The following is a 21,669-nucleotide window of genomic DNA, read 5'->3' on the forward strand; positions in this document are numbered from 1 at the left end:
TTGTCGAACCACGAGGTCGCGCGGGTGGAGGCATAGTGCCACGCCCTCGTGGTTCGACGGGCTCACCATGAGGACTACTGATATCTCGACGGGAACATTAGGGGATTCCCGCCTGCGCGGGAATGACGTTCGGCAAGCGCCCTACCCGACTTCGCTCAGCAATTTGCTTGCGGCCGCGCGCGCCTCGTCGGTGACCTTCGCCCCGGCCAGCATGCGGGCGACTTCCTCCTGCCGCGCAGGCACGTCCAGCGGCTTCACATGGGTGCGCATGAAGGCGCCTTCGCTGACGGCCTGCTTTTCGATGAGCAGATGCCGCTGCGCCCGTGCGGCCACCTGCGGCGCATGGGTGACGGCGAGGACCTGCACCTTGCCGGCCAGCCGGGACAGGCGGCGGCCGATGGCATCGGCCACGGCACCGCCGACGCCGGTGTCGATTTCGTCGAAGATCAGCACCGGGGCCGAACCGCGATCGGCCAGCACCACCTTGAGGGCGAGGAGGAACCGGCTGAGTTCGCCGCCCGAGGCGACCTTGAGCAAGGGGCCGGCCGCCGTGCCGGGATTAGTCTGTACGTGGAAGGCGATCTGGTCGAAGCCGGAGGCAGCAATGCGGGCCTTGTCGACCTGGTGATCGACGATGAATTTTGCCGAGCCCAGCTTGAGATCGGGCAATTCCACGCCGACCGCCTTGCCGAGCGCGGCAGCGGCCTTGGCGCGGCCGGCGCTGAGCGTTTCGGCCAACTTGCGATAAGTTTCCAGCGCCCTGGCTTCGGCGGCTTCGAGGGCGACGAGGCGGGTTTCCCCGCTTTGCAATGTGTCGAGGTCGGCGCTGTATTTTGCCAGCACGTCGATAAGGCCATCGCAGGAGGTCTGGTGCTTGCGGGCAGCGGCGCGCAGGGCGAAAAGGCGCTCCTCGACGCTTTCCAGCTCGGCCGGATCATAGGCCATTTCGCGCTTGAGCTCCTCGAGCGCATCGCCGGTGCGATCGAGCGCCACCAGCGAGGCATCGAGTGTATCGACGATGGGCTGGAACAAAGCCTGCCCGCCATCGATCTTGCGCATCAGCCGGCGCATCAGGCTGGCCAGAGCCGGCGCGGGCGCCGATGGGCCATTGAGCATCTCATCGATCTCGATGACGTCGGAGGCGGAGCGCTCGACCTGCTGCAAATGCTGGCGGCGCTCGGCCAGCTCTTCTTCCTCGCCGGCCACGGGCTTGAGCTTGGACAGCTCATCCACCGTGTGGCGGGCGTAGTCCTCGGCTGCCAAGGCCTGGGCCACGAGAGCCTTCTGCGCCACCACGGCATCCTGTGCATCGGTAAGGTCCTGCCAGGCATCGCTGACCCTGGCGGCAGCTGCTTCGAGTTCGCCGAAGGCGTCGAGCGCGGCGCGATGGGTGGCGACATCGACCAAAGCCCGATCGTCATGCTGGCCGTGGATTTCGACGATCTGGCTGCCCACCTTCTGCAGCAGGGCAGCGGAAACCGGCTGGTCGTTGATGAAGGCGCGGGTGCGGCCATCGGCGAACTGCACGCGGCGCAGGATGACGTCCTCGTCGTCAGGGATGGCATTGTCGCGCAGGGCGGCGCGGGCCGGATGGTCGGCGGAGAGTTGCAGCACGGCAACCACCTGCCCGCTCTCCTGCCCGCTGCGCACCAGCGAGGCATCGCCCCTGCCCCCCAGGGCCAGGGTAAGGGCATCGAGCAGGATGGATTTGCCGGCGCCGGTCTCGCCGGTGAGAACCGTCATGCCGCCATCAAGCGCCAGATCGAGCTGGTCGATGAGAACGATGTTGCGAACCGAAAGCGCGTTCAGCATGCGCGGACTATTCCCAGATCAACCAAGTTGGATGAGCATCCATTTACCACCACTGCGTCATTCCCGCGAAGGCGGGAATCCACCTTATCCGCGGAGAAGAATGGATTCCCGCCTTCGCGGGAATGACACGGGGGATGGATGTCTCCCAAAAACGAACCGGGGCGCATATTAGCGCCCCGGAACAAACTAGCAACAAATTCCTTCGGAAGCGTTAGTTCCGCAGGCCGGCCATCCAGCTTCCGCTGTTGATGGCGGGGGCCAGGCCCTGCTTGGCCAGCAGGTCATAGGCTTGCTTGTACCAGGTGCTAGACGGATAGTTGTGGCCCAGCACGGCCGCGGCGGTCGAGGCTTCGTTGGTCAGGCCGAGCAGCAGATAGCCCTCAGTCAGGCGGAACAGGGCCTCCTCGACATGGGTCGAGGTCTGCCAGGTTTCCACCACGACGCGGAAGCGGTTGATGGCGGCGGTATACTGGCCATTGCCGAGATAGTAGCGGCCGACCGACATTTCCTTGCCGGCAAGCTGGTCGAAGGCCACGAGCAGCTTTTCGCGCGCATCCTCGGCATATTCGGATTTGGGATAGTTCGAGATCACCAAGTTGTAGGTCTCGATCGCATCGGCCGAGAGCTGCTGATCGCGGGTGATATCCTTGATCTGGGCGAAATAGGAATTGCCCTTGAGATAGAGCACATAGGCCGCATCGGGCTTGTTGGCATAGAGCGCCATATAGCGGTCGGCCGCCAGGATGGCCTCGTCAAGCTTGCCGCCGCGATAGTTGGCATAGACCTGCATCAGCTTGGATTTTTCCACCAGCGGATCGCGCGGATGCTGGCGGTCGAGCTGTTCCAGCGACTTGATGGCCGTGGCGTAATACTGGCGATCCATGTCGTCCAGCGCCTTCTGATACAGCGAGGCAGCCGGAATGATCGGCTCTTCCTTGATCTTCTGCGGGCCGAACATGCTGCAGCCAGCAAGCATTACGGCCAGCAGGGCAACCGTGAGAAACCGGGCGGTACGGCCGGTGAGACCACCAATAGCGTCAACTGTCACGAACTGCCCCGTCCTTATAACGAAAACCGCTTGCCTGCGGCGTAGTTAGCAAATGGATCAAAACTGTGGCGCCGCGCGCCGGCCCCATCGGGGATCAGCGTACGGACCGCAGATAGTGATTGACCGCCAACCCCTCGGGCTGATCATCGAACGCCTCGAATTCGAGCGGCAGGTCTTCGGCGCCGACTATCTCATAATTGGCTTCGCTGGAAAAGAGACCGGTCAGCACATGCGCATTGAGCGCGTGCCCGCCCTTGTAGGAGCGGAAACGGCCCCAGATCGGCAGGCCGCCGAGCGACAGATCGCCGATGGCATCGAGCAGCTTGTGGCGCACGAATTCGTCTTCGTAGCGCAGCCCGCCCGGATTGAGGATGCGGTCCTCATGCACGGTGATGGAATTGTCGAGGCTGGAGCCCAGCGCATAGCCGGCCTGGCGCAGGATCTTGGCATCGCGCACGAAACCGAAGGTGCGGGCGGCAGACACGTCTTCGAAATAGCGGCGCGGCGTCCAGTCGAAAATCATGCGCTGGCGGCCGATGACCTTGGAGTCGAAGTCGATCTCGAGGTCGAGCGCGCGGCCATTATAGGGTTCGAGCGCGGCAAAGGCATCATTGTTGCGCACGGTGACGGCGCGCATGATCTTGAGGAATTTGCGCTGCGCCGGCTGGATTTCGAGCCCGACCTGCAGAATCGCTTCGGCAAAGGGCCGCGCGCTGCCATCCAGAATCGGGCATTCGCCGCCATCGACGGTAATGAGGGCATTATCGACCCCCAGACCCGACAGAGCCGACATGACATGCTCCACCGTGGCGACGCTGACGCTGTCGCCCAGATCGAGCGTGGTGCAGAGCGTGGTGCGCGTGACGCGCGAAAAATGCACGGGAACCGGGGCAGTCGTGGTGCCATCGCTCTTGAGACGGCAGATGGTGATTCCGCTATCGGGAGCGCCTGGGCTGATGGTCAGGGTCACCGGCTGGGCACTATGGACACCGTATCCGGAAAAGCTGGTCGCGGCCGCGAGGGTACGCTGGCGCGTGGACAATTTGTTCATACGCGAAATAACTCCGACCCCAAGCCCGAACGCCCGAAAGTTGTGTTAGCTAAAAAAACTCGGCGCGAAAGCCGCGCCGAGCAATGTTCTCTGGAATTTACGAACCGGCCGTTAACCGTGCTTGCGCAGGAAGGCCGGAATTTCGAGGCTGTCCTTCTGCGGTGCCGGTGCCGGCTGGCGGCCATGGGCATCGGACAAGCCACGGGCACCCTCGACGGCGGGGGCAACCCGCGAAGTCCTTGCGCCGCCTGCCTCAATGGCGCTGCGGGCGGCAGCATCATCGGCAGCCGAATAGGGCGCTTCTTCGCGGACCGGTGCCTGCGGCTGGCCCAGGTTGAGGCCGACATTGGAGGCCAGTTTCTTGAACAGCGCGCGCGCATTGCGCGGCTCGGCGTCCTGACGTTCCTGCTGCTCCTGTGACCGCCTCGCAACAATTGGCAGTTCCTCGGTGCGCGGCATGCGGCGCTGGCCCTCGGGGCGTGCGGCATGGGACGGCACATAGACGCTGGGCACCGGCTCGTCGGCCATGGCGGGCGCCTCATCGGCCTCCTGCACGCTTTCGGCGGCCGGGATATAGGGCTCGACGAAAACGCCATCGTCTTCCATGTCATAGGGCGCGGGCGCCGGAGCCGACATGCTGAAGGCTTCGGCCACGGCGGCCTCGACCTGATGCTCGATGGCCTGCGCCGGAGCGGGCGTCGCCAAAGCGGCGCGTTCGGCGGAAACACGGGTCGGCTCGACCGGCACATGGCGGCGCACTTCGAGCGGCGTGCGCGAAGCATGCGGCTTGGCCGGCTCCAGCGCCTGGACCATGGTGGCATCGGTGCCGGTGGCAACGACCGAGACGCGCAGCGTGCCGGTGAGGCCGGGATCGTAGGTGGCGCCCAGGATGATGTTGCAATCGGTGTCGACTTCCTCGCGGATGCGGCTGGCCGCTTCGTCGACTTCATATAGCGTCAGGTCCGGACCGCCGGTGATGGAGATCAGCAGGCCGCGCGCGCCCTGCATCGACACATCGTCGAGCAGCGGATTGGCAATGGCGGCTTCGGCGGCGTGGCGGGCACGATCTTCGCCCGAAGCCTCGCCGGTGCCCATCATCGCCTTGCCCATGCCGCGCATCACGGCGCGCACGTCGGCAAAATCGAGGTTGATCAGGCCTTCCTTGACCATGAGATCGGTAATGCACGCAACACCCGAGAACAACACCTGGTCAGCCATGGCGAAGGCATCGGCGAAGGTGGTCTTCTCGTTGGCGACGCGGAACAGGTTCTGGTTCGGAATGACGATCAGCGTATCGACATGGCGATGCAGCTCATCGATGCCGTCTTCGGCCAGACGCGCCCGGCGATTGCCTTCGAAATTGAACGGCTTGGTGACGACGCCGACGGTCAGGATGCCCTGCTCGCGGGCCGCACGGGCCACGACGGGCGCCGCGCCGGTGCCGGTACCGCCGCCCATGCCGGCGGTGATGAACACCATATGCGAACCGCTGAGGTGATCATTGATCTCGTCCCAGCTTTCCTCGGCCGCCGCACGACCCACTTCGGGGTGCGAACCGGCGCCCAGGCCTTCGGTAACACCGACGCCGAGCTGGATGATCCGCTGCGCCTTGGACAAGGCCAGAGCCTGGGCATCGGTATTGGCGACGACGAAATCGACACCGTCGAGCCCGGATTCAATCATGTTGTTGACGGCATTGCCGCCGGCGCCGCCCGTGCCGAACACGGTAATGCGGGGCTTGAGTTCCTGGATATCCGGGATGGTGAGGTTGATCGTCATGGAAGGCCCCATAGTGGCGTGATTGGTAAAGATTTACCCTCCCAAACGTTAACCGGCCCCTAACAATTGTCTCACCGGTGTTAACGTGAACGCAATTTGCGACACTCCCCGGTTACGCATTGAGGGTCCGTTAACCACGCGAAAACCCGCCTTAGGCCTGTTGACACCGCATATATAACCAATTAGCAATATAACATATTGGTTCTGGACAAAGGCTCCGGCGCCTATCGAGGAGAATGAAAAATGACCAAGATCATGCCCTGCCTGTGGTTCGACAACCGCATCGACGACGCCATCAAGTTCTATACCGAGACCTTCCGGAACGCGAAGGTGCACGAAGTGGTGCGCCAGGACCCCAAGGGCCCGGCCTTTACCGCAGTGATCGAACTGGAAGGCCACAAATTCCTGCTGCTCAATGGCGGCCCGCAATTCAAGTTCAACGAAGCGGTGAGTTTTTCCATCGACTGCGCCGACCAGGCCGAGGTGGACTATTTCTGGAACAAGTTGGTCGGCGAAGGCGGCGAGGAAAGCATGTGCGGCTGGTGCAAGGACCGCTTCGGCCTGTCCTGGCAGGTGGTGCCCAAGCAGATGTTCGACACCGTCTATGGCAAGGACCCTGTGGGCGCCAACCGCGCCATGCAGGCCATGCTGCAGATGCGCAAGCTGGACGTGGCGGGCTTGCAGAAAGCCTATGCGGGCGGTTGAGCCTCTCGTCCGCGAGGAGTTCAGTCTGTGGCTCCCCCGTCACCCCACCCTCATTCCCTCCCCATCGAGGGGAGGGAGGCGCCAGCTCCGAAGCCCGTGTTCATCGTCTCCCTCCCCCTTGTGGGGAGGGATCAAGGGTGGGGGTGGGCCACAGACACGGGACAGGCGGAAAAATCCTAGTTCACTTGCGAAGGAGAGGCGGCACGCCCCCTCGCAGCTACAGCCAGCCGCGCCGCTTGAAATAGAGGAAGGGTAGCACGGCCGAGGCGATCATCAGCCCCAGCGAAAAGGGATAGCCGAAATCCCAGTGCAGCTCGGGCATGATGTCGAAGTTCATGCCATAGACCGAGCCGATCAGCGTCGGCGGCAGCAGCACCACCGCCACGACCGAGAAAATCTTGATGATCTGGTTCTGCTCCAGATTGATTAGCCCCAGCGTGGCATCAAGCAGGAAATTGATCTTGGTGGAGAGCGTGCGGGCATGCTCGCCCAATGACAGCGCATCGCGCTGGATCAGCTTGGACAATTGCCGCGCCTCGCGTGCCGCCTTAGTCGCCCCCTCATTGGAGGCGCCGTGATAGGCGGTGAGGCGCGACACGCTGACCAGGCTTTCCTGCACCATGGTCAGCAATTCGGCCTTGCCGCCGATCTGCTCGATGATGGAGCGCAGATCCTGCTGGAATTTCTCGGCGGTGGAGCTTTTCTTGCGGAACACGTCGCGGGAAATCTGGTCGATTTCATTGCCCAGCCGCTCCAGCGCATCGGCCGTGCGGTCAGTCATGGCTTCCAGCAGACCCAGGAACACTTCCGCCCCGCTCTTGCAGACCACGCTTTTCGGCTTCATCGCCCGCATCGTATAGGCGGTGAACGGCCGGGGATCGGCAAAGCGTACGCTGACCAGCGTATTGCCCTTGAGAATGAAGGTGATCGCTGTCTTGATCGGCTCTTCGGTATCGAGCCCCGACAGCGCCGTCATGGTCATGAACTCGGCGCCGTCCTCGGTATAGAGGCGCGAGGACAGCTCGATTTCCTCCATCTCGGCCTTGGTGGGGATTTCGATCGCCAGCAGGTCGTTGACCAGCTTTTCTTCCTCGGGCGTGGGATGGAGCAGGTCCAGCCACACCAGATTGGTGGCGCTGCTCAATTCGGCAGCGGGGACTTCAACGAGCCGGGCAAGATTATTCTGATAGCTGCGCAGCATGGGCAAACTCCTGGGCATAGACCGCACGCGGCCGCCTCACAGGGTTGCCGTCAGTGTCGGTGGGCAGCGAAAAAGGGCGACGTCGAACTTCGACTGTCGGGATTCATGGTGTTTCTCGATTTTTGAAACGGCCAAGCCGTCAACACGCCTCTGTTGCGCCCGGCGCCTGCCGGAGTCAACCGCTGGAAGCGCGTGCGCGGCCAGTTTCGCCCCTGTGGGTTGCATCATTCGCCTCGGGCATAAAAACTACCTGCCATATGAACGACATGGGAGGTGTTCAGCATGAAATTGGGTCGACGCCTGCTGATCGCTATGGGGCTTGCACTGGGCTTTTTTGCCGCGACGGGGGCCCAGGGGCAACAGGCCGATGGCGCTGGCGCAACCGAGATCGCAGGCGGTGACTGTCGGGGTCTATGTCAGCCCGCCTTTCGTCATGGAGGATGCCGGCGGTTTCTCCGGCATGGCCATCGACCTCTGGGAGCAGGTCACCCAGCCGCTGGACCTGACCAGCAGCTATATCGAATTCGATACATATGCCGATCTCGTCGCGGCCACCGCCGATGGCAGCGTCGATGCCGCCGTGACCAATCTCACGGTCACCCGCGACCGCGCCGAAGTGCTCGATTTCACCCATCCCTGGTTCGATGCCGGATTGCGCGTGATGGTGCAGGAAAATCGCAGCTCCAGTTTCTGGGACGTGCTGGCGGGCCTGCAGGCCTCGGGACACCTGACCGCCTATGGCTGGATCATCGGCATCATCGTGCTGGCAACCATCCTGCTGACCATCTTCGACCGGCGCTTTGACAAGAACTTCCCGCAGCGCTGGCACGATGGCGTCGCCGAAAGCTTCTATACGGTCATGTCGGTGGCCACGACCGGCAAGCCACCGTCGCGCAAGAACCTGTTCGGCTGGATGGGCCGCATCTGGCAGGGGCTATGGCTGGTCTGCGGCGTGGCGGTGCTGGCCTATGTCACCTCCTCGGTCACCAGCGTCATGACCACCCTGACGCTGACCAACCAGATCAACAGCGTCGCCGACCTGCCGGGGCGGCCGGTCGGCGTCTTCAGCGGTTCGGTGGCGGAGCGCTATGCTGCCGGCGCCGGCCTGGATATCCGGTCCTTCGCCCATATCGAGGAAGCGGTCGATGCCCTGGTCAAGGGACGTGTCCTCGCCATTGTCGGCGATGCACCCGTCCTGGAATTCTATGCCTACAACAATCCCTCGGTGCCGGTCGCTGTCGTCGGGGCCATTTTCGAGCCCGACAAATATGCCTTCGGCCTGCCCCATGGCAGACCGCTGAGCCGGCCGTTGACGGTGGAGGTGGTGGGCGCGACCGAGAGCGGCGCGGTTGCCGATATAAGGGAGCGCTATTTCGGCGACATGCCCTAGCTAGAAGCTGGTGCGCAGCCAGTTGCCGACGCGGGCGAAATAGCCGTCGGTGCCGGTGAGTTTGCGGCTGCCGCGCGGCTCGGCATATTCCTGGGCGCAGACCTGGGGATAGATCAGCATGCCGGCGACGCTGGCAAAGGCGGCGCCCTTGGCCATTTCGGGCAGGCCGGCAATGCCCATGGGGCGGCCATTGCGCACATTGCGGGCCAGGATACGCCGGGCGACTTCCGGTAGGCCGGTCATTTCGCTGGCGCCACCCGTGAGCACGAAGCGGCGGCCGCAGACATCCATCATGCCGGTAGCCTGCATGCGGTCGCGGATAGCGGTGAGGATTTCCTCAATGCGCGGCCGCATGATGCGGGTGAGCACGGAACGGGCCACCTGCCCCGGCGCCTCGTCATGGCTGGCGCCGACGGGCTGGATCGGGATGAGGTCACGCTCATCGGCCTGGCCGGGCAGCACCGAGCCATAGAAGGTCTTGAGGCGTTCGGCATCGGCCACGCTGACCGAAAGCTGGCGGGCGATATCGAGCGTCAGGTGATGGCCGCCAATGGCGATGGCATCGGCATAGACCAGATGACCGTCGTTGAAGACGGATACGGTGGTGGTCGCGCCGCCGAAGTCGATGCAGGCGACGCCGAGCTGGGCTTCGTCATCGACCAGCACGGCAAGGCCCGAGGCATAGGGCGTGGCGATCAGCGCTTCGATCTGCAGGTGGCAGCGATGCAGCACCAGTTCGAGATTGCGCATGGCCAGGGTTTCCGAGCTGACCACGGCGACATCGACGCCGAGCTTGTCGCCGACCATGCCCTTAGGATCGCGGATGCCCTTCTGCCCGTCAATCGCGTAACCGATCGGTAACGCGTGGATGATGGAACGCTCCGGCCGCACCGAGCGCTCGTTGACCGCGCGCAGCACGCGATGGATGTCGCCCTTTTCCACTTCCTGGCCATCGAGCGAGACGGCGGCGGAAAAGGTCTCCGAGCCCAGGCGCCCGGCCGTGACATTGACGATGACGGTTTCGAGCGTCAGCCCCGCGGCGCGCTCGGCCATGCCGACCACGGAGCGGATGGCCTGCTCGGCCTTTTCGATATCGGTGACGACGCCGCTCTTGACCCCCGAAGACGGGCCATAGCCGAAGCCGATCACCTCGGCCTGATGCGAGCGCCCCCTGAGCGCCCTGCCCTCGGGACGCGGGGTGAGGCGCGCGATGACGCAGCAGATCTTGGTGGAGCCGATATCGAGCACGGCGACCAGCGTGGTCTTGCCGGGCTGGACAGGGCGAAGCCGGGAGGTCATGGCATCGGTCATCATTGCGGAAGTGTCGTCGGTTGGGGAAACGTGGTCGATGGCAGGTTGCGCGGCGGCAGCGGATAGGGCTGGGCCGAGCGGGCGCGTTCGGCAATGGCGGCCTTGCGCGCCTTTTCCTCGGCCGCCAGTTCCTCGTCGGTCTTGGTGGGGCGCACGGCGACCAAAGTATCGACGCGCATGTCGATGACGGTCACGTCGCGATCCAGCAACTGGAATTTGGCCTGATAGGATTCAAGATTGCGCAGCGCACGGGCCACGCCCAGTTCGGGCAATTGCACCCGCAACCCGGTATCGTAGATCAGGTCCCAGCGGCGGTCGGCAATGCGCGACAGCGCGACCAGCCCATCCTGCAGCGCCGGATGCAGATCGAGGGCGCGGATCATCACCATGGCATCGTCATTAGCGCCGTCGCCGACGACCAGCGGCAGGTCGCCATAGGCGCCGTGATCCTCGCCGATCTGCTCGCCCGCGCCATCGACCACGAAGGTGATGCCATCGACCCGCCAGCGGGCAACCGGTAGCTTTTCGGTTACCGTTACGATGACGTCGCCGGGATAGGTCTTGCGCACGGTGACACCGGCAACGGCCGGCAATTCCGCGATGCGCTGGCGGGCGGCCTCGACATCGAAGCTGACCGTGGAGGTATGCGGCTCGATGCCGAGCGCATCGAAAATGGCCTGTTCGCCGGTCAGCGTCTGGCCGGAAATGGAAATTTCGCCAATGGCGAGGCCGGCGGCGGCGAAGCGCCCCTGCGCCACATCACCCAGTGCGATGGCGCCAATGCCGATGGGCTCGCGCAATTCATAAATGGCGATGGCGGCGCTCAGCAGGGCCGCAACCGCCACGCCGCGCATAATGGCCTTGCGATGCAGCACCCAGGCGCGGCCGAGATTGTTGGCGAGCCTGCGCCGCGGCGAGCGTACGGGAACAGGCAATGCGCGGGGATCGACCACCCTTGCGCCGGCGAGAAAGGTCTCGCTCTTTACCTGTTGCAACTCGCGTCCTCCACCATCCAGGCGACCAGCTCTTCGTAGGAATGCCCGGCATGCACGGCCTGCTCGGGCACCAGCGACGTCGCGGTCATGCCCGGCTGGGTGTTGATCTCAAGGCAGACCAATTCCCCATCGGGACCGGCAGCGTCGTTGAAGCGGAAATCGCACCGCGTCACGCCCCGGCAACCGAGAGCCGCATGCGCGGCCAGGCTCAGTTTTTGCACTTTGTCGTAAATTTTAGGTTGAAGCTGCGCCGGAATAATGTGGACCGATCCGCCTTTAGCGTATTTGGCCTCGTAATTGTAAAAGCTCAGATCGGTGACGATCTCGGTGACGCCAAGCGCCACGTCGCCCATCACGGCGCAGGTGAGTTCCCGTCCCGGAATGTAGCGCTCGACCATGATCTCTTCGCCGCAATTCCAGTCTTCGCGCAGGATTTCCTGCGGCGGATGGCTGGTGCCTGTTTTGACGATGAACACGCCGAAACTGGAGCCCTCGGCGATCGGCTTGATGACATAGGGCGGCGCCATGACATGGCTGCGCGCCGCTTCGGGCCGCGACACGATGACGTGATCGGTCACCGGAATGCCGGCGGCCTTGAGCATGGTCTTGGCCTGGTGCTTGTCCATGGCCAGCGCCGAGGCCAGCACGCCCGAATGGGTATAGGGGATTTGCAGCAGTTCCAGCACACCCTGGATCATGCCGCTTTCCCCGAACGGGCCATGCAGCGCATTGAAGGCCACATCGGGCTTGAGCTCGAGCAGGACATTGGCGATATCGCGCCCGACATCGACCTCGCTCACCTGGTAGCCGGCGCGCCGCAGGGCCGCCGCACACTGCGCCCCGCTGCTGAGCGAAACCGGCCGCTCATTGGACCACCCGCCCATGAGGACGGCGACATGCTTGGTCATGGGTAGGTCCTCTTGTGGGTTAAGCGCATCCGGGAAGAAACCCCCTCCCTAGCTTCGCTACGGCCCACGGGCCTTAGCTGCGCTACCCTCGCCTCAAGGGGGGAGGGTGAGGCCGGTGGAGATGGGCAGATCGTGCCACACCCGCGATACCACCCTCCCCCTTGAGGGGAGGGTAGCGGAGCTCGGGCTGCAAGCCCGTAGCGAAGCTAGGGAGGGGGTGATGCCGCAGTCAGCCACGCTCACGTCACATCCTTGCCGATCAGCGCCCCGAGTTCACCCGGCAGGGCTGCGGCCCACTGGGTGATGTTGCCGGCGCCCAGGCAGACGACATAGTCGCCATCCTCGGCACGGCCGGCGATGAGCCTTGCCAGGTCTTCCGGCTTGTCGAGCACGCGGGCATCGCGGTGACCGAGGGCAATGATGCGATGCACCAGTTCCTCATGGGTCACCCCGGCAATAGGCTGCTCGCCGGCGGCATAGATCGGGGCCACGATGACCGTATCGGCATCGTTGAAGCAGGCGGCGAAATCGTCGAACAGGTCATGCAGGCGGCTATAGCGATGCGGCTGCACCACGGCGATGACATCGCGCCTTGTCGATTGACGCGCCGCGCGCAAAGCCGAGGCGATCTCGACCGGGTGATGACCGTAATCGTCGATGATGGTGATGCCGCCCACTTCGCCGGTGCGGGTGAAGCGGCGCTTGACGCCGGAAAAGCCTTTGAGCCCCTTGCGGATCGCATCGGCCGGCACGCGCAACTGGTCGGCCACGGCGATGGCGGCGGTGGCATTGAGTGCATTGTGCTCACCCGGCATCGGCAATTCGAGCCCGTCGATGCGCAACTGCGTCTGGCGGATGCGGTCGCGGATTTCCACCGAGAAATGACTGACGCCATTGACGGTGGTGAGTTCGACCAGCCGCACATCGGCCTGCGGGTTGGTACCATAGGTGATGACCCGGCGATCCTGGATCTCGCCAACCAGCGCCTGCACCACGGGATGATCGAGGCACATCACGGCAAAGCCGTAAAAGGGCACATTCTCCACGAACTGGCGGAAGGCGCGCTTGACGCCGTCGAAGTCGTGATAGTGGTCGAGATGTTCCGGATCGATATTGGTGACCACGGCTACGTCGGCGGGGAGCTTGACGAAAGTGCCGTCGCTCTCGTCGGCCTCCACCACCATCCAGTCGCCGCCGCCCAGCCGCGCATTGGTGCCATAGGCGTTGATGATGCCGCCATTGATGACGGTGGGGTCGAGCTCGCCCGCATCGAGCAGCGTCGCCACCAACGTCGTCGTGGTGGTCTTGCCATGCGTACCGCCAATGGCGATGGCATTCTTGAAGCGCATGATCTCGGCCAGCATTTCGGCGCGGCGCACCACCGGCAAAGCCCGGGCGCGCGCGGCCATCAATTCAGGATTGTCCTTCTTGATGGCCGAGGAGATCACCACGACTTCGGCTTCACCCAGATTGTCGGCCGACTGGCCGATATGGATGGTGATGCCCATGTCGCGCAGGCGCTGTACATTGGGATTGGCCGCGGCGTCCGAGCCCTGCACGATATAGCCCTGGTTGTGCAGGATTTCGGCAATGCCACTCATGCCGATGCCGCCAATGCCAACAAAATGCACCGGGCCGAGGGTTTCCGGCATGTTCATGAGCGTGGGTCCACTTCGATATTCTTGCCGGAAAGCATCTCGGCCAGGTCTGCCAGCTTCTCGACGGCGCGCGGCTGGCCCAGCGCGCGGGCCGCATCAGCGGCCTGGGTGAGCGTCGCGGGGTCGGTGAGCAGCGTCGCCAGGCGAGTGGCAAGCGATTGCGGTGAAAGCGTGGCCTGTTCGGCGATCCAGCCACCGCCGGCCGCTTCCACCACCAGCGCATTGTTCTTCTGATCGGCATCGAGCGAGCCGGGCAGCGGAATGAGGATGGACGGGCGGCCCAGCACGGTGAGCTCGGCAATGGTCGAGGCGCCCGAGCGGCCGATGACCAGATGGCTGCCGGCAATGCGCTCGGGCAGGTCGGTAAAGAAGGCCGCCAGCTCGACATTGATCTTGGCCTGCCGATAGGTCTCGGCCACCTGGTCGAGGTCATCGGCCCGGCATTGCTGCACGATGCGCAGCCGGGGCCGCAGGCTGTCGGGCAGCAGCGCCATGGCGGACGGCACGATTTCGCTCACGGCCCTGGCACCCTGGCTGCCGCCGAAGATCACCAGCCTGATCGGGCCATCCGGCGTCAACGCCGGATAGGGCGTGGTGGCCACGGCGCGCACCCTGTCGCGCACCGGATTGCCGGTCACGACCTTTTCGAGGTTCAGCGTATCGGCGAAGCGGGTTTCCGAAAAGCTCATGGCCAGCATGTCGGCAAAGCGGCCCAGCGCCCGGTTGGCCCGGCCCATGACGGCATTCTGCTCGTGCAATATGCCGGGAATGCCGAGCAGGCTCGCCGCCACGAAGGGCGGGAACGTGGGATAGCCGCCAAAGCCGATCACCGCATCGGGCTTGATCCGGCTCAGCTTGCCAAAGGCCACGGCAATGCCGCGCAGGATGCGGAAGCCGCCCGTGACGAATTTGAACGGGTTGCGCAGCGAAGGCGTGGCCGAGGGCACGATGTGAACCTGGCTGGCCGGGAAATCGCCGCCATAGCTCGCCACCCGATGGTCGGTCATCAACTCGACCTTGTGGCCGCGCCGGATCAGCTCCTGCGCCAGCGCCATGGCCGGAAAGAGATGTCCGCCCGTGCCACCTGCCATGAGAACGAAAGTCTTCATTCGGCAGGCGCCAATGGCGCCACGGCGCTCTTGTAGCTGGGCAGGCCGGTGGTCATGCGCTCTTCCGGCTTGGTGCGGGTAAAGGCCAGCATCAGCCCCATGCCGAAGGCGATGGCGATCATCGAGGTGCCGCCATAGGAAACGAAGGGCAGCGTCATGCCCTTGGGTGGGATGAGATTGAGATTCACGGCCAGGTTGATGCCCGATTGCATGGCGAACTGGATGGCCAGCGTGGAAGCGGCCAGGCGTGCAAACAGGCTCGTCTGCCTTTGCGCCCCCATCATGGCGCGCAGCACGATGAAGGCGATCAGCGCCACCAGCACCAGGCAGAACAGGATGCCAAATTCGCCGGCCGCGGCGGAGAAGACATAGTCGGCATGGGCGTCGGGGATGAGCTTCTTGGCGATGGATTCACCCGGGCCGCGACCGAACCAGCCACCCTCGAGCAGCGACTGCAGGGCGCGGTCGATCTGGTAGGTATTGCCGCCCCCTTCCGGGTTGAGGAAGGTATCGATGCGCCGCGACACGTGCGGGAAAAGTGCATAGGCGCCGAACAGCAGCGCTCCGGCGGCGCCGGCCAGCCCGAAGATGATGAACCAGGAAATGCCTGACAGGAACAGCAGCACGGCATAGGTGCCGAGCACCAGCGCCGTCTGCCCGATATCGGGCTGCAGCAGCAAGCCGCCGACAATGGCCGCCATGATCAGCGTGGCGAGAATCTTGCCCGGCACGTTCTTGTGGATCATCGATTCCGCGAACAGCCACGCGCCCAGCACGGCAAAGGCCGGCTTGACGAATTCGGACGGCTGCAGGGACTGGCCGGCAAAGGAAATCCAGCGCCGCGCGCCCTTGACCTCGGTGCCGAAGCGCAAGGTCGCCCAGAGCAGCAGCAGGCTGACGGCAAGCGTCACCAGTGCCCAGATGCGCGCCTGGCGATGGCTGAGGAATGAGGTGACGATCATCACGCCCAGCGCGGGCACGCAGAACATGGCGTGGCGGATGATGAAATGCCATGGCGACAGGCCGAGGCGCTCGGCCACCGGCGGGCTGGCCGCGAAGCTCAGCACCATGCCGCAGGTCATCAGCAGGATCAGCGCCCCCAGCAGTTCCCGGTCTATCGACCACCACCACTCCGCCAAAGGCGTCTTTTCGGCACGGGAAAACATCATGGGAAAGCCGGCTACTCGATACAAGTCGATTTGAATTGTAGCAGGCGGTTGGTTACCGATTTCCGAATCCGAAATGCAATTTGCGAAACAGAACGGCCCCGCACGAAGGCGGGGCCGTCCAGGCAGGAGGACTGCCGATCAGTAGACGTAGACGGTCAGGCGCGAGCCGGAACGATCGACGCCCAGCACCCGGTTGGCACCGTAGCTGGTGCGGCTGAGGGCCGCTGCCACGAGCGCGTCGGACTGCACGGCATATTGCAGCTGATTGAACTTCTGCTGGTTGCGCAGCGCCTGGGCCAGTTGCTGGCGATCACTCGGGCAAAGCTGCACCGGGATGATCTCGATGTTGGAGGCCCGGTTCCAGCCCGAGAACGAGGTGCGCTCGAACAGCGACCACGCCTGGTTGGGGTTGAAGCCGGTGCAGGCTACGCCGCCGGTGCCGGAGCCGCCGTTACTGGCGAAACCATTGCCACCATTACCGCCGCCGCCATTGCCGCCGTTTCCACCATTACCGCCATTGCCACCGTTTCCACCATTGCCGCCGTTTCCGCCGCCGCCGTTATCGCCGCCGCCGCCATTGTCGCCGCCGCCACCACCACCGCCGCCGCCGACATTGATATCGACGCCGACCAGGCCCTTGCTGCCGCCGACATTGACATTGGCATCAACCGCGCCGCCGACATTGGCATTCACGTCGAGCAGGCCGTTGCTGCCGCCGCTGCTGACATTGGCCGTGACCAGGCCATTGCCGCCCGAGCTGGGCAGCACATTGGCGTCGAGGACATTACCGCCCCCGCCACCGAGCCCGAGATTGACGACACCGGAATTGCCGGCCTCGCCGCTACCCAGAGTGATGAGGGCTCCGCTATCGCCATCGCCGAGGATGCCCAACAGGCTCTGCGCCGCCACCGGCTGCGCAAATACACTAGCCGCAAGCATCACCGCGGCCAGGCTCGTAAGAACGTTGCGTCGCATAATTTTTCCTCCGAAAACTTAAGTACCAGACAAGAATTAATTACGTCATGGCATAAGCCGTCGCACTCTGAACAAGCACACAAAGTTGTGCGCCCATGCATAGACTCACGTCCGACTCATCGCTCAAAACGATTTCATAAAATCGACTCTATGCAAGTAAATCTAGACTGTAAGATTATACTTTAGTGCCATTTAATACTCTGTATTATTTTAGTATCCGATCGGAACATAAGGCCTGCACGGCAAGGTGCAGGGGTCGAACGGCCCGGAAATGGGGGGATTGCGTTGGCTACAGGCCGGCCTTGCAAACCGTCCCTGCCCCGACGGGGGAAGCGGAGGACGTGGCAATGGCCGCGCAAACAGAAACGCCGCCCCCTCGGCAGGGAGCGGCGACTGGTTGGTTTCGCGCCTTATCGGCGCCTGGCGATGCCTAGCGCAGCTTCAGCGAGCTCAGCCCGATCAGCGCCAGCACGAAGGAGATGATCCAGAACCGGATCACCACCTGGCTCTCGGTCCAGCCGAGATGCTCGAAATGGTGGTGGATCGGCGCCATGCGGAACACCCGTTTGCCGGTGAGGCGGAACGAGGCGACCTGGACAATGACCGAAACGGTCTCGAGCACGAACAGGCCCCCGATAATGGCCAGCACGATTTCATGCTTGGTGATGACGGCGATAGAGCCCAGTGCGCCGCCCAGAGCCAGCGAGCCGGTATCGCCCATGAAGATCTGCGCCGGGGGCGCGTTGAACCACAGGAAGCCGAGACCTGCCCCGATCAGCGCGCCGCAGACCACCGACAGCTCGGCCGTGCCGGGCACGTAGTTGAGGAACAGGTAGTCCGAGAAGGTGACGCTGCCGACCAGATAGGCGATCAGCGCGAAACAGGCGGCCGCCACCATGACCGGCACGATGGCCAGGCCATCGAGGCCATCGGTAAGGTTGACCGAATTGCCCGCCGCCACGACGACGAAGCCGCCGAACAGGATGTAGAAATAGCCCAGGTTGAGGGCCAGATCCTTGACGAAGGGGAAGAGCAGCGAGGTGCCATAGGCGCCCTGCGCCAGTTGCGAGGTGGCAAAGGCAGCAATGCAGCCGATCAGCGCTTCGAGCAGCAGGCGCTGCTTGCTGCCAAAGCCGGCATGGCTCATGCGCTTGACCTTGAGGTAGTCGTCATAAAAGCCGATGGCGCCAAAGCCGATGGTGACGAACAGCACCACCCAGACATAGCCATTGCCCAGATTGGCCCAGAGCAGCGTGGAAAACACCGCGCCGGAGAGGATCATCAGCCCGCCCATGGTGGGCGTGCCCTTCTTGGTCAGCAGGTGGGTCTGCGGGCCGTCTTCGCGGATCGGCTGGCCACGCCCCTGCTTGAGGCGCAGCATGGCGATCATGCCCGGCCCGAACAGGAACACGAAGAACAGCGCGGTGATCACAGCCCCGGCGGTGCGGAAGGTGATGTAGCGGAAGACGTTGAAGGCCGTGAGCGCGTCACCCAGCTGGCCGAGAAAGTACAACATGAAACGAAGGGTCCTCGTTGGGTGGGATCAGGTGTCTTCGAACCGTTTGCGGACCTTGTCGACGATACCAGTCAGCCCCACGCCGTTCGATCCTTTGACCATAACAGCGTCGCCATAGGCAAGCTCGTTGAGCACGATCTCCGCCATCTCGGCGGCCGTCTGTGTATGGGCGGCCACACGGCTGGAGCCGAGGGCTCCGGCCAGGGCGGCCATGCTGGCGCCCACCAGATAGATGCGCTCGGCGCCCGAGGCGATGACATCCGGAGCAAGGCTCGCATGCAGCTCGGCCGATTGCGGCCCCAGTTCGAGCATGTCGCCCAGGATGAGCAGCTTGCGGCCACCGGGCGCGGTCTGCGCCGCGAACACGTCGAGCGCCGCTGTCATCGAGGCGGTATTGGCATTGTAGCTCTCATCGATCAGCAGCAGCGGCTTGTCGGCCGGACCGAGCAGCAGGCGCTGTCCGCGGCCGGGCTGGGCGCCGAAGCCGGCCAGTGCGCGCAAGGCCACTTCGGGTTCGACGCCGGCCAGATGCGCCACCGCCAAAGCCGCCGTGGCATTGGCGACCATGTGGCGGCCGGGCACATTGAGCACCAGCGCATGGCGCTCGCCATTGTGCTCCACCGTGGCAAAGCTGCGATCGGCCGCCGTTTCGATATCGAGAATGCGCCAATCGGCGCCGCGCGCCTCGCCATAGGTGACGATATTGCTGACGCCGGCCGCATTGGCCTCGTCGAGCAGCACACCGAGCTGGGGGTGGTCGGCATTGAGCACGGCCGTGCCGCCGGGCTCGAGCCCGGCGAAGATTTCCGCCTTGGCGCGGGCGATGCCGTCAAGCGAGCCAAACGCTTCCAGATGCGCCGCCGCGACCGTGGTGATGACCGCGATATGCGGCCGCACCAGTTGCGCCAGCGGCCGGATTTCGTCGGGCGCGCTCATGCCCATTTCGAACACGCCGAATTGCGCGCGCTCGGGCAGGCGCGCCAGCATCAGCGGCACGCCCCAGTGATTGTTGAAGCTCTTGATCGAAGCATGGGTCTGGCCTGCCGCCTCGAACACCACGCGGATGGCCTCCTTGGTCGTGGTCTTGCCGACGCTGCCGGTAACGCCGACCACCAGCGCCCGGCTGCGAGCACGGGCGGCGCGGGCAATGTTGCGCAAGCCTTCGAGCGCATCGGGCACGACGACGCGATGTTCGCCTTCGCCGCGGCTGACCAGAGCCGCGACGGCGCCATTGTCCAGCGCCTTGTCCACGAAATCATGCCCATCGAAACGATCGCCCTTGATGGCCACGAACAGCGCATCGGGACCGAGCTCGCGGGAGTCGATGGAGACGGAATTGATCGCCGTGGTCGGGTCGAGCGAGGTCGTGCCGCCGGTAGCGGCGAGGATATCGGCGATGGTGTAGAGGGGCTGGGTCATCAATGGTTTCCGCGCACTGGATGCGGCACCTCCCCCTCGACGGGGGAGGTTGGGAGGGGGTGGCGGCTGGGCACGATGCCCTGCGCGTGGGAGCCCCCCTCCCCAGCCCTCCCCGCAAGGGGGAGGGTGTCGCGCGGTGCATGTGGCAGCATCTGCCCTACCCCTTGATCGCCTCCGCCACCACTTCATGGTCGGAGAAATGCGTCTTTGTCGTGCCGACGATCTGGTAGTCCTCGTGGCCCTTGCCGGCAACGAGCAGCACGTCGCCGGATTTGAGCCCCTTGACCGCCTCCGTTATCGCCGTCTTGCGGTCGCCGATTTCCCGGGCGCCCTTGGCTGCGGCGAGGATTTCCGCGCGGATGGTGGCGGCATTCTCGGTGCGCGGATTGTCGTCGGTCACGATGACATCATCGGCAAGCTCGCTGGCGATTGCGCCCATTTGGGGGCGCTTGCCCTTGTCGCGATCGCCGCCGCAACCGAACACCACGGTCAGCTTGCTGGTCGCATAGGGACGCAGCGCTTCGAGCGCCGTCTTGAGCGCGTCGGGCGTGTGCGAATAGTCGATGAAGACGGCCGCGCCATTATGCTCGGCCACCAGTTCGAGCCGTCCCTTGGCGCCGACCAGCTCTGACAGCGCGGGGAAGGCCTGCGCCTTGTCGACGCCGCTGGACATGGCCAGGGCCGCCGCCACAATAGCGTTGGACACCTGGAATTCGCCGGTCAGCGGCAGGTGGAAACTCATCTTCTCGCCGACATGGCGCACTTCGACGCGCTGGCCGTAGCCTTCCGGCTTGATATCGAGCACTTCGATATAGGCGCCCTCGCGACCCACGGTCAGCAGCGTTGCGCTTGCTCCGAGGGCGGCGAACATGAAGGGCTCGTATTCGGGATCATCGACATTGACGATGGCCGCGCCGCCATCGACCAGCAGGTCGGTGAACAGCCGCAGCTTGGCATTGCGATAGGCGTCCATGTCGGCGTGATAATCGAGATGGTCGCGGCTGAGATTGGTGAAGGCCACGGCCTCGAAATGGATGCCGTCGAGCCGGCGCTGGTCGAGCCCGTGGCTGGAGGCTTCCATCGCCACATGGTTGATGCCCTGCGCCTTCAGCGCCCGCATCGACTGGTGCAGCGTGCGCGAATCCGGCGTGGTCAGGCTGCCATCGATATGGCGGGTTGCCGTGTCGACGCCCAGCGTGCCGATGCTGGCGCCGGCAATGCCGGCATAGTGCCAGATCTGGCGCACGAAGGCGGCGACCGAAGTCTTGCCATTGGTGCCGGTGACGGCGACGGTGATTTCCGGCTGCGGCTCGAAAATGCGCGAGGCGGCGCGGGCATAGGAGGCGCGCACATCCTTGACGATGATGACGGGCACGCCCGGATCGCCCACCGGTGCCGTATCGCTGATGACAGCCAGCGCCCCGCGCTTGACCGCATCGGGCACGAACTGATTGCCATGCACATTGGCGCCCGGCAGGGCGAAGAAGATGTCGCCCGGCTCGATCCGCCGGCTATCGGAATTGAGGCCGAAGACCGCACCCAGACCCTTCTTGGGACGGGCGCCGGAGCCTTCGAGCAGTTGTGTTACGCTGAGTGACACGGCGATGAACCCTTCTGGATCAT

17 protein-coding genes are annotated in these 21,669 nt (G+C 64.2%); 2 read left to right on the forward strand and 15 right to left on the reverse strand.

Going from position 1 to position 21,669, the window contains the following annotated elements; translation table 11 throughout:
* Positions 1 to 141: 141 nt before the first annotated feature.
* From recN to ftsZ, 4 genes are all read right to left on the reverse strand, one after another.
* Complete coding sequence (recN, locus tag FPZ08_RS09060) at positions 142 to 1,812, reverse strand: DNA repair protein RecN (protein WP_146289670.1); 1,671 nt, start codon at positions 1,810 to 1,812, stop codon at positions 142 to 144.
* Positions 1,813 to 2,023: 211 nt separating this feature from the next.
* Positions 2,024 to 2,860 (reverse strand): outer membrane protein assembly factor BamD, encoded by an 837-nt coding sequence (locus FPZ08_RS09065; protein WP_246132839.1) that lies wholly within the window; start codon positions 2,858 to 2,860, stop codon positions 2,024 to 2,026.
* Positions 2,861 to 2,954: 94 nt separating this feature from the next.
* Positions 2,955 to 3,911 carry a UDP-3-O-acyl-N-acetylglucosamine deacetylase gene (gene lpxC, locus FPZ08_RS09070; RefSeq protein ID WP_146289671.1) on the reverse strand — a complete coding sequence of 319 codons (957 nt, stop codon included), beginning with the start codon at positions 3,909 to 3,911 and terminating at the stop codon, positions 2,955 to 2,957.
* A 111-nt stretch (positions 3,912 to 4,022) separates the two neighbouring features.
* The gene (ftsZ, locus tag FPZ08_RS09075) at positions 4,023 to 5,690 is read right to left on the reverse strand and encodes a cell division protein FtsZ (protein ID WP_146289672.1); all 1,668 of its coding nucleotides are present in this window, start codon (positions 5,688 to 5,690) and stop codon (positions 4,023 to 4,025) included.
* 243 nt (positions 5,691 to 5,933) lie between these two features.
* Here ftsZ and FPZ08_RS09080 point away from each other — a divergent pair, with 243 nt between their 5' ends.
* Positions 5,934 to 6,395: a VOC family protein gene (locus tag FPZ08_RS09080; RefSeq protein WP_146289673.1), complete on the forward strand. Its 462-nt coding sequence runs from the start codon at positions 5,934 to 5,936 to the stop codon at positions 6,393 to 6,395.
* A gap of 217 nt (positions 6,396 to 6,612) precedes the next feature.
* Here FPZ08_RS09080 and FPZ08_RS09085 read toward each other — a convergent pair whose 3' ends face one another.
* Positions 6,613 to 7,596: a magnesium transporter CorA family protein gene (locus tag FPZ08_RS09085; protein ID WP_146289674.1), complete on the reverse strand. Its 984-nt coding sequence runs from the start codon at positions 7,594 to 7,596 to the stop codon at positions 6,613 to 6,615.
* Positions 7,597 to 7,963: 367 nt separating this feature from the next.
* On the opposite strand from FPZ08_RS09085, the gene FPZ08_RS09090 reads away from it, so the two are divergent.
* Positions 7,964 to 8,986, forward strand: coding sequence for a transporter substrate-binding domain-containing protein (locus tag FPZ08_RS09090; protein WP_146289675.1), 1,023 nt, complete (start codon positions 7,964 to 7,966; stop codon positions 8,984 to 8,986).
* On the opposite strand, the gene ftsA is transcribed toward FPZ08_RS09090, so the two are convergent.
* From ftsA to FPZ08_RS09140, 10 genes are all read right to left on the reverse strand, one after another.
* Complete coding sequence (gene ftsA / locus FPZ08_RS09095) at positions 8,987 to 10,285, reverse strand: cell division protein FtsA (RefSeq protein ID WP_246132840.1); 1,299 nt, start codon at positions 10,283 to 10,285, stop codon at positions 8,987 to 8,989.
* A gap of 11 nt (positions 10,286 to 10,296) precedes the next feature.
* Positions 10,297 to 11,292, reverse strand: a complete 996-nt coding sequence (locus FPZ08_RS09100; protein ID WP_146289677.1) for a cell division protein FtsQ/DivIB — start codon at positions 11,290 to 11,292, stop codon at positions 10,297 to 10,299.
* Positions 11,280 to 12,200 carry a D-alanine--D-alanine ligase gene (locus FPZ08_RS09105; protein ID WP_146289678.1) on the reverse strand — a complete coding sequence of 307 codons (921 nt, stop codon included), beginning with the start codon at positions 12,198 to 12,200 and terminating at the stop codon, positions 11,280 to 11,282. The genes FPZ08_RS09100 and FPZ08_RS09105 overlap by 13 nt, the downstream gene beginning before the upstream one ends.
* A 239-nt stretch (positions 12,201 to 12,439) precedes the next feature.
* The gene (gene murC / locus FPZ08_RS09110) at positions 12,440 to 13,858 is read right to left on the reverse strand and encodes a UDP-N-acetylmuramate--L-alanine ligase (RefSeq protein WP_146289679.1); all 1,419 of its coding nucleotides are present in this window, start codon (positions 13,856 to 13,858) and stop codon (positions 12,440 to 12,442) included.
* Positions 13,855 to 14,967 carry an undecaprenyldiphospho-muramoylpentapeptide beta-N-acetylglucosaminyltransferase gene (gene murG / locus FPZ08_RS09115; RefSeq protein WP_146289680.1) on the reverse strand — a complete coding sequence of 371 codons (1,113 nt, stop codon included), beginning with the start codon at positions 14,965 to 14,967 and terminating at the stop codon, positions 13,855 to 13,857. Before murG ends, murC begins: the two co-directional genes overlap by 4 nt.
* The gene (locus FPZ08_RS09120; protein ID WP_146293042.1) at positions 14,964 to 16,133 is read right to left on the reverse strand and encodes an FtsW/RodA/SpoVE family cell cycle protein; all 1,170 of its coding nucleotides are present in this window, start codon (positions 16,131 to 16,133) and stop codon (positions 14,964 to 14,966) included. The genes murG and FPZ08_RS09120 overlap by 4 nt, the downstream gene beginning before the upstream one ends.
* Before the next feature lie 141 nt (positions 16,134 to 16,274).
* The gene (locus FPZ08_RS09125; protein WP_146289681.1) at positions 16,275 to 17,111 is read right to left on the reverse strand and encodes a hypothetical protein; all 837 of its coding nucleotides are present in this window, start codon (positions 17,109 to 17,111) and stop codon (positions 16,275 to 16,277) included.
* Positions 17,112 to 17,541: 430 nt separating this feature from the next.
* Positions 17,542 to 18,627, reverse strand: coding sequence for a phospho-N-acetylmuramoyl-pentapeptide-transferase (mraY, locus tag FPZ08_RS09130; RefSeq protein ID WP_146289682.1), 1,086 nt, complete (start codon positions 18,625 to 18,627; stop codon positions 17,542 to 17,544).
* Positions 18,628 to 18,654: 27 nt separating this feature from the next.
* A complete protein-coding gene (locus FPZ08_RS09135; RefSeq protein ID WP_186767274.1) occupies positions 18,655 to 20,046 on the reverse strand; it encodes a UDP-N-acetylmuramoyl-tripeptide--D-alanyl-D-alanine ligase in 1,392 nt (463 codons plus the stop codon).
* A 157-nt stretch (positions 20,047 to 20,203) separates the two neighbouring features.
* Positions 20,204 to 21,646 carry a UDP-N-acetylmuramoyl-L-alanyl-D-glutamate--2,6-diaminopimelate ligase gene (locus FPZ08_RS09140; protein ID WP_246132841.1) on the reverse strand — a complete coding sequence of 481 codons (1,443 nt, stop codon included), beginning with the start codon at positions 21,644 to 21,646 and terminating at the stop codon, positions 20,204 to 20,206.
* Positions 21,647 to 21,669: the final 23 nt, after the last annotated feature.

This window comes from Devosia ginsengisoli, from assembly GCF_007859655.1.
GTDB lineage: Bacteria > Pseudomonadota > Alphaproteobacteria > Rhizobiales > Devosiaceae > Devosia > Devosia ginsengisoli.